Below are 13,565 nucleotides of genomic sequence, written 5' to 3' on the forward strand. Positions count from 1 at the left end.
GCCCGGTGGGCCCTGGGGCGCCGGCCGGCCGTACGACCCGGCCGTCGAGCGGCCCGCCGTGCTCGCCTGGCTGACCGGCGCGGACTGGCGCCCGGCGCTGCGCGCGGTCGTCGCGCCAACCGCCGTGCTGCTGCTGGCCGCGCTCGTCGTCGCGATCCCGGAGAACCTCTTCCCCTACACCCCCGTCCTCGACGCGCCCTCCTACGGCACGCGCTTCGGCACCGCGCTGGCGATCGTCCTCGGCGCCCTCGGCGCACCGTTCCGGCTGGACGTCGGCGCCGGCGGCCCGGCCGGCCTCGCGCACGGCAGCGAGGTGCTGGTCCGCGCGGTGCCGCTGACCGTCACCGTGCTGTGGCTGCTCGCGCTCTGGCCCGGCCTGCGGATCGGGGCGCGCCGTGAGCAGGAGCGCACCGGTGCGCAGCAGACCCGTCGGCAGGCGGCCGGCGAGGCCGTGCGCACCGCCGTGGTCGCCGCCGCGGTGACCGTGCTGCTCGGCCTGGTGGGCGGCGCCGCCTGGCACCCGGGCGACCGCTTCGACCTGGACCCCGGCTCCGGGGCGGTCGGCCGGATCGGCTACGAGTCCTCGGCCGGCTGGGCCGAGGCGGCCGGCTGGACGGCGCTGCTCGCCGGGCTGCTCGCGTTCGCCGTGTACGGCACCGACGCGCTGCGCTGGGCGGCCTGGCGCAACCGGGCGGTGCGCGGCTGGGCGGTCGCCGGGCTGGCGGCCGGCCGCGCGCTGGCGGTCTCGGTGGGCCTGGCGTCGGCCGTCGGACTGGTGGTGACCGTGGTCCTGGGCGACGACGACGGCGTCGGCGGCGAACTGACCACGAGCGCGACCGCCTTCCTGCCCAACGTCGGCCTGATGCTGCTCGGGCTGGGTTCCGGGGCGACCTTCCGGACCAGCAGCGAGGCGCCGGCCGCCCGCGACTCGGACTGGTACCGGGAGCCGCGCGGCGTCGACGAGTACTCCTTCTTCGACCTGCACGGCGCGGACGGCGACTGGCGCTGGACCGGACTGCTCGCACTGGCCGCCGCCGCGGTGCTCGGCTGGACGGCGTACTGGCGGCGGCTGGACGCCGCGGACCGGCTCCGGCTGGCGCTGGTGTACGCCGCGGGCCTCAGCCTGCTGATGGCGGTGTCCGGGCTGCTGAGCTCCTCGAAGGCCACCGTCCGCTACCTGGGCCGCAGCCAGGACACCGGGTTCGAGAGCACGCTCTCCCTGGTGCCGTGGACGCTGCTGGTGGCCAACCTGGTCTGGGCGGCGGCCGGGGCGCTGGCGGTGCCGCCGCTGCTGGCGGCCCGCGACCGCCGGGCACAGGCGCCGTCGTCTCCGCCGCCGTCGTCGCCGGAGCGGTCGCCGGCCGGGGTGCCGGTGCAGTCCGACGGGGAGTACCCCGGTGCGCCGGTCGTCTCGGAGGTGATCGGCTCGGGCGGCGCGCGGCCGGACGACGGGCCGGCGGACGACGGGCCGGTGGACCCCGTCGTCTGGAGCCGGCGCCCGTAGCGGCGGTCCGGGGCGGGCCCGCGCGGCCGGCCCCGGGCAGGGCAAAGGGCCCCGCGGGGGAACGGGGCCCTTTGTCGTTCAGCACTCGGCGTCAGGGCCGCGCCGGTGCTGGGTGACGGCGCCGGGGGAGGAGCGCCGTCCGGACGGTTGGCCGGAAGGGATCGTGCGCCGGGGCCGCTCCGGCGGCGGGGGTGGGCCGGCGTGCGGGCGCACAGTGCCGTGGCGGCGGTCCGGCGGGCGCACACGCCTGCGTCGGACCAGGCTCACGGAGCGTGAGGTGGTGATCGTTGCCGCCGTGGGTCTCGGCGGCACGGGGCGGTACTCCACAGGGAGCCCTTCGGCCACCGGGAGAACCTCGTCCATGCAGCATCGTCCTGGACGAAGGGCTTGCTCTGCAACCGATTCGGCATGATTCGGTACAGGCCGTTTCCGGCCGGGCCGGTGGCCGGCCCGGGGCGGGGCCGCCGCGCCGGGTGCGGGGGCGGCCGAGGAGGGCCGACCGCAGTGATCACGGTGCGTGACGAAGCCGACCGGAGCGCACGGGGGACGTGCGCGGCGGCGCGGGGGACGGCGGGTGGTGTGCGCCGGGATCGCGGTGGGTGCGGCGGCCGGCTCCGGGCGTCCCCGGCGGCCGGCCGCCCCACCTCCTGGTCCAGTCGCGGCCGGGGTCGCTGTCCCCTGCTGGCCGGCCGCAGCACCCGCGCACGGTCCCACGGCGCGCCGCTCCCCGGCCGGGGCCGGTTCTCCGCGACGGCGCCACGTGCGCCGGTGGACTGGGGTGAGCTCCACGCGTGGTCCTGCAGTGCCGTACGGGGGCGCCCTGGCCGGGGCGGGGGCGACGCGTCTGGCGGGCGCGGCGCGGGTCGTACGGTCCGCCCGGAGCAACGAACCGGGCGCCGCGCCGGTCACGGCCGCCGGGGCGGGCAGACGAGTGAAACCGGCCAGCCCGGTAGACTCGGTGGCAGACCCCCGCCCGTCGCCCGCCGCACACCCTCCGTAGGGCGCGCCGCGCGACACCTTTCGTACCGCTGCCGGAAGGCCGTCTGTGTCCTCTGCTACTCCCGTCCAGTCCGCACCCGAGACCGACACCGTCCTGGTCGTCGACTTCGGTGCCCAGTACGCCCAGCTCATCGCCCGTCGGGTGCGTGAGGCCCGGGTCTACAGCGAGATCGTGCCGAGCAGCATGCCGGTCGCCGAGATGCTCGCCAAGAACCCGAAGGCGATCATCCTCTCCGGCGGTCCCTCGTCGGTCTACGAGGATGGCGCGCCGCAGCTCGACCGCGCGATCTTCGAGGCCGGCGTGCCGGTCTTCGGGATGTGCTACGGCTTCCAGCTGATGGCCACCGTGCTCGGCGGCACCGTCGACAACACCGGCGCCCGGGAGTACGGCCGCACCCCCCTGACCGTCTCGCGCACCGGCTCGACCCTGTTCGAGGGCGTCCCGGCGCAGCACTCGGTCTGGATGTCGCACGGCGACGCCTGCTCCGCGGCCCCCGAGGGCTTCACCGTCACCGCCTCCACCGACGTGGTGCCGGTCGCGGCCTTCGAGAACGACGAGGCCCGCCTCTACGGCGTCCAGTACCACCCCGAGGTGCTGCACTCCGACCACGGCCAGCAGGTCCTGGAGCACTTCCTGTACCGCGGCGCCGGTCTCGCCCCCACCTGGACCACCGGCAACGTGGTCGAGGAGCAGGTCGCGCTGATCCGCGCCCAGGTCGGCGACAAGCGCGCGATCTGCGGCCTGTCCGGCGGTGTGGACTCGGCGGTCGCCGCCGCCCTGGTCAACAAGGCCATCGGCGACCGGCTGACCTGCGTCTACGTCGACCACGGCCTGATGCGCAAGGGCGAGACGGAGCAGGTCGAGAAGGACTTCGTGGCCGCCACCGGCGTGCAGCTGAAGGTCGTGGACGCGCAGGAGCGCTTCCTCGACGCGCTGAAGGGCGTCAGCGACCCGGAGGAGAAGCGCAAGATCATCGGCCGGGAGTTCATCCGGGTCTTCGAGCAGGCGCAGGCCGAGATCGTCGCCGAGGCCGGCGAGCAGGGCGAGTCGGTCGACTTCCTGGTCCAGGGCACCCTGTACCCGGACGTGGTGGAGTCGGGCGGCGGCACCGGCACCGCCAACATCAAGTCCCACCACAACGTCGGCGGCCTGCCCGAGGACCTCCAGTTCGCGCTGGTCGAGCCGCTGCGCAAGCTGTTCAAGGACGAGGTCCGGATGGTCGGCCAGGAGCTGGGCCTGCCGGAGGAGATCGTCCAGCGCCAGCCGTTCCCGGGCCCGGGTCTGGGCATCCGGATCGTCGGCGAGGTCACCCGGGAGCGCCTGGACCTGCTGCGCGAGGCCGACGCGATCGCCCGCGAGGAGCTGACCGCGGCCGGCCTGGACCGCGAGATCTGGCAGTGTCCGGTGGTCCTGCTCGCGGACGTCCGCAGCGTCGGCGTCCAGGGCGACGGCCGCACCTACGGTCACCCGATCGTGCTGCGCCCGGTGTCCTCCGAGGACGCCATGACCGCCGACTGGTCGCGCCTGCCGTACGACGTGCTGGCCCGCATCTCCACCCGGATCACCAACGAGGTCCGCGACGTCAACCGCGTGGTGCTGGACTGCACCAGCAAGCCGCCGGGCACCATCGAGTGGGAGTGAGCACTCCCCGTCCCGGCCGGTCCTGACCGGTTCTGAACACCCGCGCCGCCGCCCCCGTACCAGGGGTCGGCGGCGCCGGTGGTTTCCGGGCCCCTGGTGGGACCTCCCACCGAAAGCGCTCATGAGCGGGCAGAATGCGTCCGGACCTGTCAGGCGGTGACGGGCCGGTGAGGGAAGGTGTGGGTCATGGCGGAGGCCAGCAGTTCTGTGGCGGCCGGGACCGTCGGCGACGGCGCGGCCGGGCCGGTCCAGGACGCCCCGGACGGCGCGGCCCCGGTGGGCGTCTCCGGGCGGATCGCCGCGTGGAAGGCGGCCGGCTCGCGGCTGGCGCTGCTGCCGCTGCGGATCTTCCTCGGCGTCACCTTCGTCTACGCGGCGCTCGACAAGCTCTCCGACAGCCACTACCTGGCCGGCTCCGGCGACCCGGCCTCGTTCCTGTCGCAGACCAGGGCCGTCCAGGACGCCAGCCCGATCGGCTTCCTGCTCGGCCCGGCCCTGCACCACCCCACCCCGTTCGCCCTGCTGGTCGCCTTCGGCGAGCTGGCGGTGGGCCTGGGCACCCTGCTCGGCCTCTGGGGCCGGCTCGCCGCCGCCGGCGGGGCCCTGATCAACCTCACCCTCTGGCTCACCGTCAGCTGGAGCGTCACGCCGTACTACCTCGGCAACGACCTCGCCTACCTGATGGCCTGGACGCCGCTGCTGCTGGCCGGCACGCCGTACCTCTCGGTGGACGGCTACCTCGCCCGGCGCTCCGCCCGGGACCGCCGGCGCGGCCTGCACGAGGACCACGTCCGGCGCCGGGCCCTGATGGACGGCGGCATCGCGGCCGTCGCGATGGGCGGGGCCGGGCTGCTCACCGGCTCGCTGACCGCCACCTTCGGGCGGGACGAGCCCACCGCGGCGGCGAAGCAGCCGGCCGCCCCGGCGCCGGCCGGCGCGCCGGTCACGGTGCCCGCCGCGAGCGTCCCGGTCGGCGGCTCGGCCCAGGTGAAGGACCCGGCCAGCGGGGACGCGGTCTACGTGGTGCAGCCCAAGGCGGGCCAGTACTGCGCGTTCTCCTCGATCTGCACCCACTCCGGCTGCGCGGTCGACGCGCCGAAGAACGGCCGGCTGTACTGCCCCTGCCACGGCTCCCGGTTCGACGCGGCCACCGGCGCGGTGGTGAACGGCCCGGCCACCAAGGCGCTGCCCCGGTACCGGGTCACCCAGGAGGGCGACCAGCTGCACCTGGGACCGCTGGAGAGCTAGCCTCCGCCTGGAGGACTAGCCCTCGCGGTCCTCCGGCCGGGAGCGGCGCACCGCCGCCGCCACCGCCCCGGCCAGGCCGCCCACGCCCAGCACGATGAAGGTCACCGGGATGACGATCCGCCCGTTCACCGAGACGTCGTTCACCGCCGCCACCAGGTAGAGCACCGCGATCGCGGTGAACAGCCCCCCGGCGATCAGCGAGAACAGGTCGAGCTGGTGCTTCCTCACTGCTGGACCACCTTGACGTTGCCGAGCCCGACCTTCAGCGTGAGGTCGAGCGTGCCCTTGGATGTCTGTCCGTTCGCCGGGAGCAGCTGGTAGGTGCGGTTCCCGGGCCCGTCGTCGTAGCCCTCGTGGCCCGTGACGCGGACCTCGACCAGGCCGATCTCGCTGCGCACGTTCACCGTCACGTCCGACGGGACCGTCACGGTCAGGTCGCCGGCGCCCAGTTCGGCCGTGGTGGCCAGGGTTGCGCCGGCCGGGTCGATCCCGCTGAGGTCCAGGCGCAGCGTGCCGACCCCCAGGGTGTACTTCGGTTGCAGCTCGGCGGCCGAGGCGACCTTCCAGTCGCGGTCGCCGGCCAGGTTCCCGGTGGTGACCGAGGACCCGCCGACCGCGGTCAGCGCCACGGTGAGCAGCAGGCCCGGGACCACCAGCCGCCGCGCCCGGCCGAACTTCGCGCCGAGCAGCAGGGTCAGCCCGATCACCAGCAGCGCGGTGGCCAGCACGCTGCCGGCCCGCACCGTCGCCCCGCCGTCGGCCGAGGCCGACCAGACGGCGCTGGCCGCGCCCACCGCCAGCAGCAGGCCGATCAGGCCGAGCGGGGAGCGCTCGCGCCGGTGCACCACCACGGGCGGGCGCGGCGGGGCCGGCGGGACGGGCCCGGCCTCCTTGCGCAGCGGGTCGCCCTGCGGCAGGTCGGTCCGCTGCCACCACGGCCGGGTCGGGGCCCCGGGCGGCGGGGCCGGGGGGCCGTAGGGCGGGGTCGGCGCGGCGCCGTCGTACGGGTTGCGCTCGGGGTGGCGCGGGTCCCACAGGTAGCCGGACGGGCCGGCGTGCGGGGTGTCGGCGGGGACGGTGCCGGCCTCGCGCGCGGCGGCGTGCCGGGCGCGGGCCTCCTCGTCCGCGGCCGGCTCCTCGGGCGGCCAGCGGTAGCCGCCCGCGGCCGCCCCGGCGGCTCCGGCGGCGGGGCCGGAGTCCGGGAAGTACCGGTCGTACGGGCCGCCCGGCCGTTCGCCGCCCGCGTACCCGTGGGGGTGGTGGTGCCGGTTCCGGCGGCCGCGGGTCCGGCCGCCGCGCCGGCGCTCCGGGTCGTAGCGGACCGCGAGGAAGACCAGCCCGGCGAGCAGCAGCAGCGGGAACAGCTGGTCGCCGTCGCCCATCGAGGAGAAGAAGACCCCGGTGCCGATCACGGTCAGCAGCACCGCGCCGATCGACTGGCCGTCCACCCGGCCGGTCAGCACCCGCTGGAGCTCGGTGCGCGCCCCGCGCCCGCCCTTGCCGTCCGCGCCCTGCTCGGTCGGCACGATCAGCCAGGCCAGGCCGTAGAGGAAGAGGCCGAGGCCGCCGGAGAGGCAGAGCACGACCGTCACGACGCGGAACACCACCGGGTCGATGTCGAGGTGGCGGCCGAGGCCGCCGCAGACGCCGGCCACCACGCGGTGGTGCTCGGCCCGGGTCAGCGGGGGTCGGTCCGGTGCGGGCGGGGTGCTCGTCCCGGCCTCGTGGAGCTCCTCTGCGCGGTGGTCTTCGGTCATGCCCACCATCCTGGTGGGTGCCGGACCCCCGCCCAACCGGTCCCGCCCCTGCTCGGACCCTGACTTGTCCCTGAGAAGCGTCAGGGCCCCACCCTGATGCGTCCGGGTCCGCCAGCGTGGAACCATCGGTGCCGTGGCAGCACCCGGTTCCGACTCCCGCCCCCTCGCCCCCGAGCCCGCCCCGCCCGGGGGCGGCGACCCGTCCGCGCCCGCCGACGGGAAGCCGCCGTACCGCCGGCTCTACCGCAGCCCGCAGGGACGGATGCTCGGCGGCGTCGCGCACGGCCTCGCCGTGCACCTCGGACTCCCCGTCAGCTGGGTGCGGATCGCCTTCGTGGTGCTGTTCTTCGCCCAGGGCCTCGGCGGGCTGCTCTACGCGGCGTTCTGGTTCGTGGTGCCGATCGGCATCGGCGAGCCGCGGGCCGGCGCGCACTGGGTCTACGTCAACGGCGCCTTCGTCCCGGTCGGTTCCTGGCAGGGGGGCAGCGGGGAGCTGAGCAAGGGCGGCCGCCGGTGCGGCGGGTGGATCGGCCGGCTGCGCGAGGTGCTGCAGCACGCCCTGCGCGGCGAGCCGGTCGAGGCGGGCGAGGGGGCCGCAGCGCCCGGCGCCCCGGCCTCCGGCCAGCGGCAGGGCGGGCTGGGCCAGCTGGCCGCGCTGGTGATGCTGGTGATCGGCGTGATCGCCCTGCTCAACGCGCTCAACGTGCAGACCGCCAAGCCGTACACCTGGCCGCTGCTGGCGATCGGCGTCGGTGTGGCGCTGGTCTGGCGGCAGGCCGACGACTCGCGCTGGCAGCGCTGGTTCGGCCTGGAGGAGGGCGAGAAGCGCCGGGGCGCCTTCACCCGGGTCGGCGCCGGCGTGCTGCTGGTGGTGGCCGGCATCATCGCCTTCCTCGCGACCCAGGGCAGCGGCTCGACGATCGGCTCGGTGATCGAGGCCTCGCTCGCGGTGCTGGCCGGGGTGCTGGTGCTGGTCGGCCCGTACGCGCTGCGGATGTGGCAGGACCTCGGCGCCGAGCGCACCGCCCGCATCCGCGCCCAGGAGCGCGCCGAGATCGCCGCCCACGTCCACGACTCGGTGCTGCACACGCTGACCCTCATCCAGCGCCGCGCCGAGGACCCGAAGGAGGTGCTGCGGCTCGCCCGCGCCCAGGAGCGCGAGCTGCGGCTGTGGCTCTACCGCCCGGAGGCGGTCGCCGAGCAGGCCCCGGACACCATGGCGGAGAGCCTGCGGGCGGTGGTCGCCGAGGTCGAGGACCGGCACGGCGTCCCGGTCGAGGTCGTGATCGTCGGCGACTGCCCGATGGACGAGCGGATCGCGGCCCAGATGCAGGCCGCGAGGGAGGCGACCGTCAACGCGGCCAAGTACGGTGGCGGGGGACCGGTCCAGGTCTACGCCGAGGTCGAGGGGAGGACCGTGATGGTGTTCGTCCGCGACCACGGCCCGGGCTTCGACCCGGACACGGTGCCCGAGGACCGGATGGGCGTACGCGAGTCGATCCTCGGCCGCATGAAGCGCAACGGCGGCACCGCACGGGTGCGGCCGGCGCCGGACGGCGGGACCGAGGTCGAGCTGGAGATGGAGAGAGCTGATGACTGAGGCAGCGCCGGAGCGCCGCGCGAGGGTCGTGCTGGTCGACGACCACCGGATGTTCCGGACGGGGGTACGGGCGGAGATCGGGCGCACCGAGACGACCGGCATCGACGTGGTCGGCGAGGCCGACGACGTGGAGTCCGCGGTCCGGGTGGTCGCCGAGACGCGGCCCGACGTGGTGCTGCTGGACGTCCACCTGCCCGGCGGCGGCGGCGTCGAGGTGCTGCGCCGCTCGGCCGGGCTGATGGGGGAGCAGGGGGGAGTGAAGTTCCTGGCGCTCTCGGTGTCGGACGCGGCGGAGGACGTGATCGGCGTGATCCGCGGCGGCGCCCGCGGCTACGTCACCAAGACCATCACCGGGACCGACCTGGTCGACGCGATCTTCCGGATCGGCGACGGGGACGCCGTCTTCTCGCCCCGGCTGGCCGGGTTCGTGCTGGACGCCTTCGCCGCCACCGACACCCCGCCGGTGGACGAGGACCTGGACCGGCTGACCCAGCGCGAGCGCGAGGTGCTGCGGCTGATCGCCCGCGGCTACGCGTACAAGGAGATCGCCAAGCAGCTGTTCATCTCGGTCAAGACGGTGGAGAGCCACGTCTCGGCGGTGCTGCGCAAGCTCCAGCTCAGCAACCGGCACGAGCTGACCCGCTGGGCGACCGCGCGCCGTCTGGTCTGAGCCCCGGTCCGCCCCGCCCGGCCCCGCGGTCCGGGCGGGGCGGACCGTGCGGGACGCCGTGGGAACCGTACTTTCGTATTCTCCGGATGTCCCGATATTCTCCGCGGGACCGTTCCGTCGTGCCCGCACCAGTCTCGCGGTGGGGCCGCTAGCCCCCGGTGAGTCCGATGTCCGCGTATGTGACGGAACCCTCCAGACCGCTGCCCGGCGACGGAGCGGGGCCGCCGAAGGAGGAAGCGCCCCGTCCGGCCCCCCGCAGGCCCCGGCTCTACGCCCTGGACGGCCTGCGGCTGGTGGCCGCGCTCAGCGTGCTGTCCTTCCACTGGACGGCGGACAGCGAGGTCCCGGAGATCTGGGGAGGGCGCGTCCCCGCCGACTTCATGCCGGAGATAGCCCGCTTCACCTCGTACGGCTGGCTCGGCGTGCAGCTGTTCTTCATCATCAGCGGCTTCGTCATCTGCATGAGCTGCTGGGGCAGGAAGCCCGGGGACTTCTTCGTCTCGCGGGTGGTGCGGCTGATGCCGGCCTACTGGGCGGGGGTGCTGCTCACCACCGCGGTGCTGGTCCTGGTCCCCACGCTCGGGCGGGCCGCGGCCAGGGACGGCATCGACCTGCGGACCGTCCTCTCCAACCTCACGATGTTCCAGGGGCCGCTGGGCACCAAGTACGTGGACGGCGTCTACTGGACGCTCTGGATGGAGCTGCAGTTCTACCTGATGTTCGCCGTGGTCGTCCGGATGGGCCTCAGCTACCGCCGGGTGACGGCGTTCTGCGGCATCTGGCTGGTGGCGTCGCTGCTGGTGCCCCAGGCCGGGAACCCGCTGCTGACCTCCTTCGTGATGCCGCTGGAGGCCCCGTACTTCATCGCGGGCGTGGCGATCTACCTGATGTACCGCTTCGGTCCGAACCTGATGCTCTGGGGGATCGTCGGCTTCACCTGGCTGATCTCGGTGACCCGCGCCGGCGAGCTGAAGAAGGGCTTCGAGGCCGCGGCCGGGCACCCGCTCTCGTGGAACGTGGTGGTCGCGGTGATCACCCTGTCGTACGTGCTGATCATCGCGGTGGCCCTCGGGTACTTCGGCTGGGCCCGGTGGAAGTGGCTGACCGTCGCCGGCGCCCTGACCTACCCGCTCTACCTGATCCACCAGGAGGCGGGCTGGACCATGATCCACTGGCTCCGCTCGCTGGGCGCGCGGAGCTCGGTGGCGCTCGGGGTGTCGCTCGTCGCGGCGCTGGTCGCGGCCTGGCTGCTGCACCGGCTGGTGGAGCGGCCGCTCGGCGACCTGCTGAAGCGCCGGCTGTCGGGGTCGATCGAGGCGATGCGCGCGGCCTCCGGCCCCTCCGGCCGCCGCCGGGCGGAGCCGGACCGGACGCCGTAGCGCGCGCTCCGGGCGCGTCCGGGGTGCGTCCCGGCGCCCCGGTCCGGCGGACGCCCGGGGCGCTCCGCCGGACCGGACCGGGTTGTCGGCGCGGGGCCATAGACTCGTCAGTGCCATGAGTAGCCTCTTTGACGACCTCCCGCTCCCCGGTTTCGAGGCCCCCGCCGCCGGGTCGAAGCAGCCCGCGCCGCCGATCGGCGAGGAGCCGCCGTACGAGGACGACGTCCCGTACGACGCCTACGAGGAGGCGATCCCGGACGGGCTGTTCCACACCGACCACGCCGCCGAGGCGGAACGGGACGCCTGGTACCGCAACGGCACCGCCCGCCCGGTCATCGACCCGGCCGCCCTGCTGGAGGGCATGAACGACCCGCAGCGCGAGGCCGTGCTGCACGCCGGCTCGCCGCTGCTGATCGTGGCCGGCGCCGGCTCCGGCAAGACCCGGGTGCTCACCCACCGGATCGCGTACCTGCTGGCCGCCCGCGGCGCGCAGCCCGGCGAGATCCTGGCGATCACCTTCACCAACAAGGCCGCCGGCGAGATGCGCGAGCGCGTCGAGCAGCTGGTCGGCCCGCGCGCCCGGGCGATGTGGGTCTCCACCTTCCACAGCGCCTGCGTGCGGATCCTGCGCCGCGAGTCCAAGCTGCTCGGCTTCACCTCGTCGTTCTCGATCTACGACGCGGCCGACTCGCAGCGGCTGATGGCCCTGGTCTGCCGCGACCTCGACCTGGACCCGAAGCAGTTCCCGCCGAAGTCCTTCACCGCCAAGGTCAGCAACCTCAAGAACGAGCTGATCGACGAGGAGACCTACGCCGACCAGGCCGCCAACCCGATGGAGAAGAAGCTCGCCGAGGCGTACTTCCTCTACCAGCGGCGGCTGCGCGAGGCCAACGCCCTCGACTTCGACGACATCATCATGACGACGGTGAACCTGCTCCAGGCCTTCCCCGACGTCGCGGAGCACTACCGGCGGCGGTTCCGGCACATCCTGGTCGACGAGTACCAGGACACCAACCACGCCCAGTACACGCTGGTCCGCGAGCTCACCGGCGGCGCGGTCGCCGACGCCCCGAAGCGCACCGTCGACGGCGACTGGGTGGACCCGGCGGCCGGGCGGCCGGCCGAGGTGCCGCCCGCCGAGCTGTGCGTGGTCGGTGACGCGGACCAGTCGATCTACGCCTTCCGCGGCGCGACGATCCGCAACATCCTCCAGTTCGAGGAGGACTACCCGAACGCCACCACGATCCTGCTGGAGCAGAACTACCGCTCCACCCAGACCATCCTGAGCGCGGCCAACGCCGTCATCGAGCGCAACGCCAACCGGCGCGAGAAGAAGCTCTGGACGGCCGGCGAGGACGGCGAGAAGGTCGTCGGCTACGTCGCGGACGACGAGCACGGCGAGGCCCAGTTCATCGCCGACGAGATCGACCGGCTCACCGACGCGGGCGCGGCCAAGCCCGGCGACGTCGCGATCTTCTACCGCACCAACGCGCAGTCCCGCGTCTTCGAGGAGGTGTTCATCCGGGTCGGCCTGCCGTACAAGGTGGTCGGCGGGGTGCGCTTCTACGAGCGCAAGGAGGTCAAGGACGTCCTCGCCTACCTGCGGGTGCTGTCCAACCCCGAGGACACCGTGCCGCTGCGCCGGATCCTCAACGTGCCCAAGCGCGGCATCGGCGAGCGGGCCGAGGCGATGGTCGACGCGCTGGCGGCCCGCGAGCGGATCTCCTTCGCGCAGGCGCTCCAGCGGGTCGACGAGGCGTACGGGATGGCCGCGCGCTCGGCGAACGCGGTGAAGAAGTTCAACGCGCTGATGGCCGGGCTGCGCCAGGTCGTCGCGTCCGGAGCGGGCCCGGCGGCCGTGCTGGAGGCGGTGCTGGAGGAGACCGGCTACCTGGCCGAACTGCAGGCCTCCACCGATCCGCAGGACGAGACCCGGGTGGAGAACCTCCAGGAGCTGGCCTCGGTCGCCCTGGAGTACGAGCAGGACCCGGGCGAGCGCCCGGACGCGGGCGAGGACGGCGCGCCGCCGGTCGGCTCGCTGGCGGACTTCCTGGAACGGGTGGCGCTGGTCGCCGACTCGGACCAGATCCCGGACGAGGACGAGGAGGGGCAGGGCGTCATCACGATGATGACCCTGCACACCGCCAAGGGCCTGGAGTTCCCGGTGGTCTTCCTGACCGGCATGGAGGACGGCATCTTCCCGCACATGCGGGCGCTCAACCAGGTCAAGGAGCTGGAGGAGGAGCGGCGCCTCGCGTACGTCGGGCTGACCCGGGCGCGGCAGCGGCTCTACCTGACCAGGTCGGTGCTGCGCAGCGCCTGGGGGCAGCCGTCGTACAACCCCGCCTCGCGGTTCCTGGAGGAGATCCCGGAGACGCTGGTCGAGTGGAAGCGCACGGGGGCGGCGTCGGCGCCGGCCTCGCGGGGCTTCTCGTCGGGGTCGTCCTGGGGCGGGAGGTCCTCGGGTGGGTCGGGCGGGTCGTCGCGCGGCGGCTCCTCGCGCGGTGCGTCGGCCGCGGCCTCGCCGAAGGCGGGCTGGGGACAGTCGGCGCGGCGCTCGGGCGCGGCGGCGGAGCGCGAGGTGGTCGCGCTGGCGGTCGGCGACCGGGTCACCCACGACACCTTCGGGCTGGGCACGGTGGTGGCCACCACCGGGGTCGGCGACAAGGCGCAGGCCACGGTGGACTTCGGCACGGAGGGGCGCAAGCAACTGCTGCTGCGCTACGCGCCGGTGGAGAAGCTGTAGCGGACCGGGGGCGCCGCGGC

At 74.6% G+C, this 13,565-nt stretch carries 8 protein-coding genes and 2 pseudogenes; 8 read left to right on the forward strand and 2 right to left on the reverse strand.

The annotated features are described in order from the left end of the window. From ACFXAM_RS17505 to ACFXAM_RS17520, 4 genes and pseudogenes are all read left to right on the forward strand, one after another. Positions 1–1,504 (forward strand): annotated as a pseudogene (locus ACFXAM_RS17505) (hypothetical protein); the annotation flags it as partial. A 1,045-nt stretch (positions 1,505–2,549) separates the two neighbouring features. Next, positions 2,550–4,145, forward strand: coding sequence for a glutamine-hydrolyzing GMP synthase (guaA, locus tag ACFXAM_RS17510; RefSeq protein WP_380292108.1), 1,596 nt, complete (start codon positions 2,550–2,552; stop codon positions 4,143–4,145). Positions 4,146–4,331: 186 nt separating this feature from the next. After that, positions 4,332–4,919 (forward strand): annotated as a pseudogene (locus ACFXAM_RS17515) (DoxX family membrane protein); the annotation flags it as partial. A gap of 60 nt (positions 4,920–4,979) precedes the next feature. Then, positions 4,980–5,393: a ubiquinol-cytochrome c reductase iron-sulfur subunit gene (locus ACFXAM_RS17520; protein WP_380292155.1), complete on the forward strand. Its 414-nt coding sequence runs from the start codon at positions 4,980–4,982 to the stop codon at positions 5,391–5,393. Between the two features lie 15 nt (positions 5,394–5,408). On the opposite strand, the gene ACFXAM_RS17525 is transcribed toward ACFXAM_RS17520, so the two are convergent. Both ACFXAM_RS17525 and ACFXAM_RS17530 read right to left on the reverse strand, forming a co-directional pair. Further along, positions 5,409–5,621 carry a hypothetical protein gene (locus tag ACFXAM_RS17525; protein WP_380292110.1) on the reverse strand — a complete coding sequence of 71 codons (213 nt, stop codon included), beginning with the start codon at positions 5,619–5,621 and terminating at the stop codon, positions 5,409–5,411. Next, positions 5,618–7,150 carry a PspC domain-containing protein gene (locus ACFXAM_RS17530; protein WP_380292112.1) on the reverse strand — a complete coding sequence of 511 codons (1,533 nt, stop codon included), beginning with the start codon at positions 7,148–7,150 and terminating at the stop codon, positions 5,618–5,620. The genes ACFXAM_RS17525 and ACFXAM_RS17530 overlap by 4 nt, the downstream gene beginning before the upstream one ends. A 262-nt stretch (positions 7,151–7,412) precedes the next feature. Here ACFXAM_RS17530 and ACFXAM_RS17535 point away from each other — a divergent pair, with 262 nt between their 5' ends. The 4 genes from ACFXAM_RS17535 (at position 7,413) to pcrA (ending at position 13,545) form a co-directional block, all read left to right on the forward strand. Continuing rightward, positions 7,413–8,750, forward strand: a complete 1,338-nt coding sequence (locus ACFXAM_RS17535; RefSeq protein WP_380292157.1) for a PspC domain-containing protein — start codon at positions 7,413–7,415, stop codon at positions 8,748–8,750. Then, a complete protein-coding gene (locus ACFXAM_RS17540; protein ID WP_380292114.1) occupies positions 8,743–9,420 on the forward strand; it encodes a LuxR C-terminal-related transcriptional regulator in 678 nt (225 codons plus the stop codon). The genes ACFXAM_RS17535 and ACFXAM_RS17540 overlap by 8 nt, the downstream gene beginning before the upstream one ends. Positions 9,421–9,599: 179 nt before the next feature. Continuing rightward, positions 9,600–10,799 carry an acyltransferase family protein gene (locus tag ACFXAM_RS17545; RefSeq protein ID WP_380292116.1) on the forward strand — a complete coding sequence of 400 codons (1,200 nt, stop codon included), beginning with the start codon at positions 9,600–9,602 and terminating at the stop codon, positions 10,797–10,799. A 115-nt stretch (positions 10,800–10,914) separates the two neighbouring features. Next, on the forward strand, positions 10,915–13,545 hold the full coding sequence (gene pcrA, locus ACFXAM_RS17550) for a DNA helicase PcrA (protein ID WP_380292118.1): 2,631 nt from the start codon (positions 10,915–10,917) through the stop codon (positions 13,543–13,545). Positions 13,546–13,565: the final 20 nt, after the last annotated feature.

Source organism: Kitasatospora sp. NPDC059462, from assembly GCF_042749955.1.
GTDB lineage: Bacteria > Actinomycetota > Actinomycetes > Streptomycetales > Streptomycetaceae > Kitasatospora.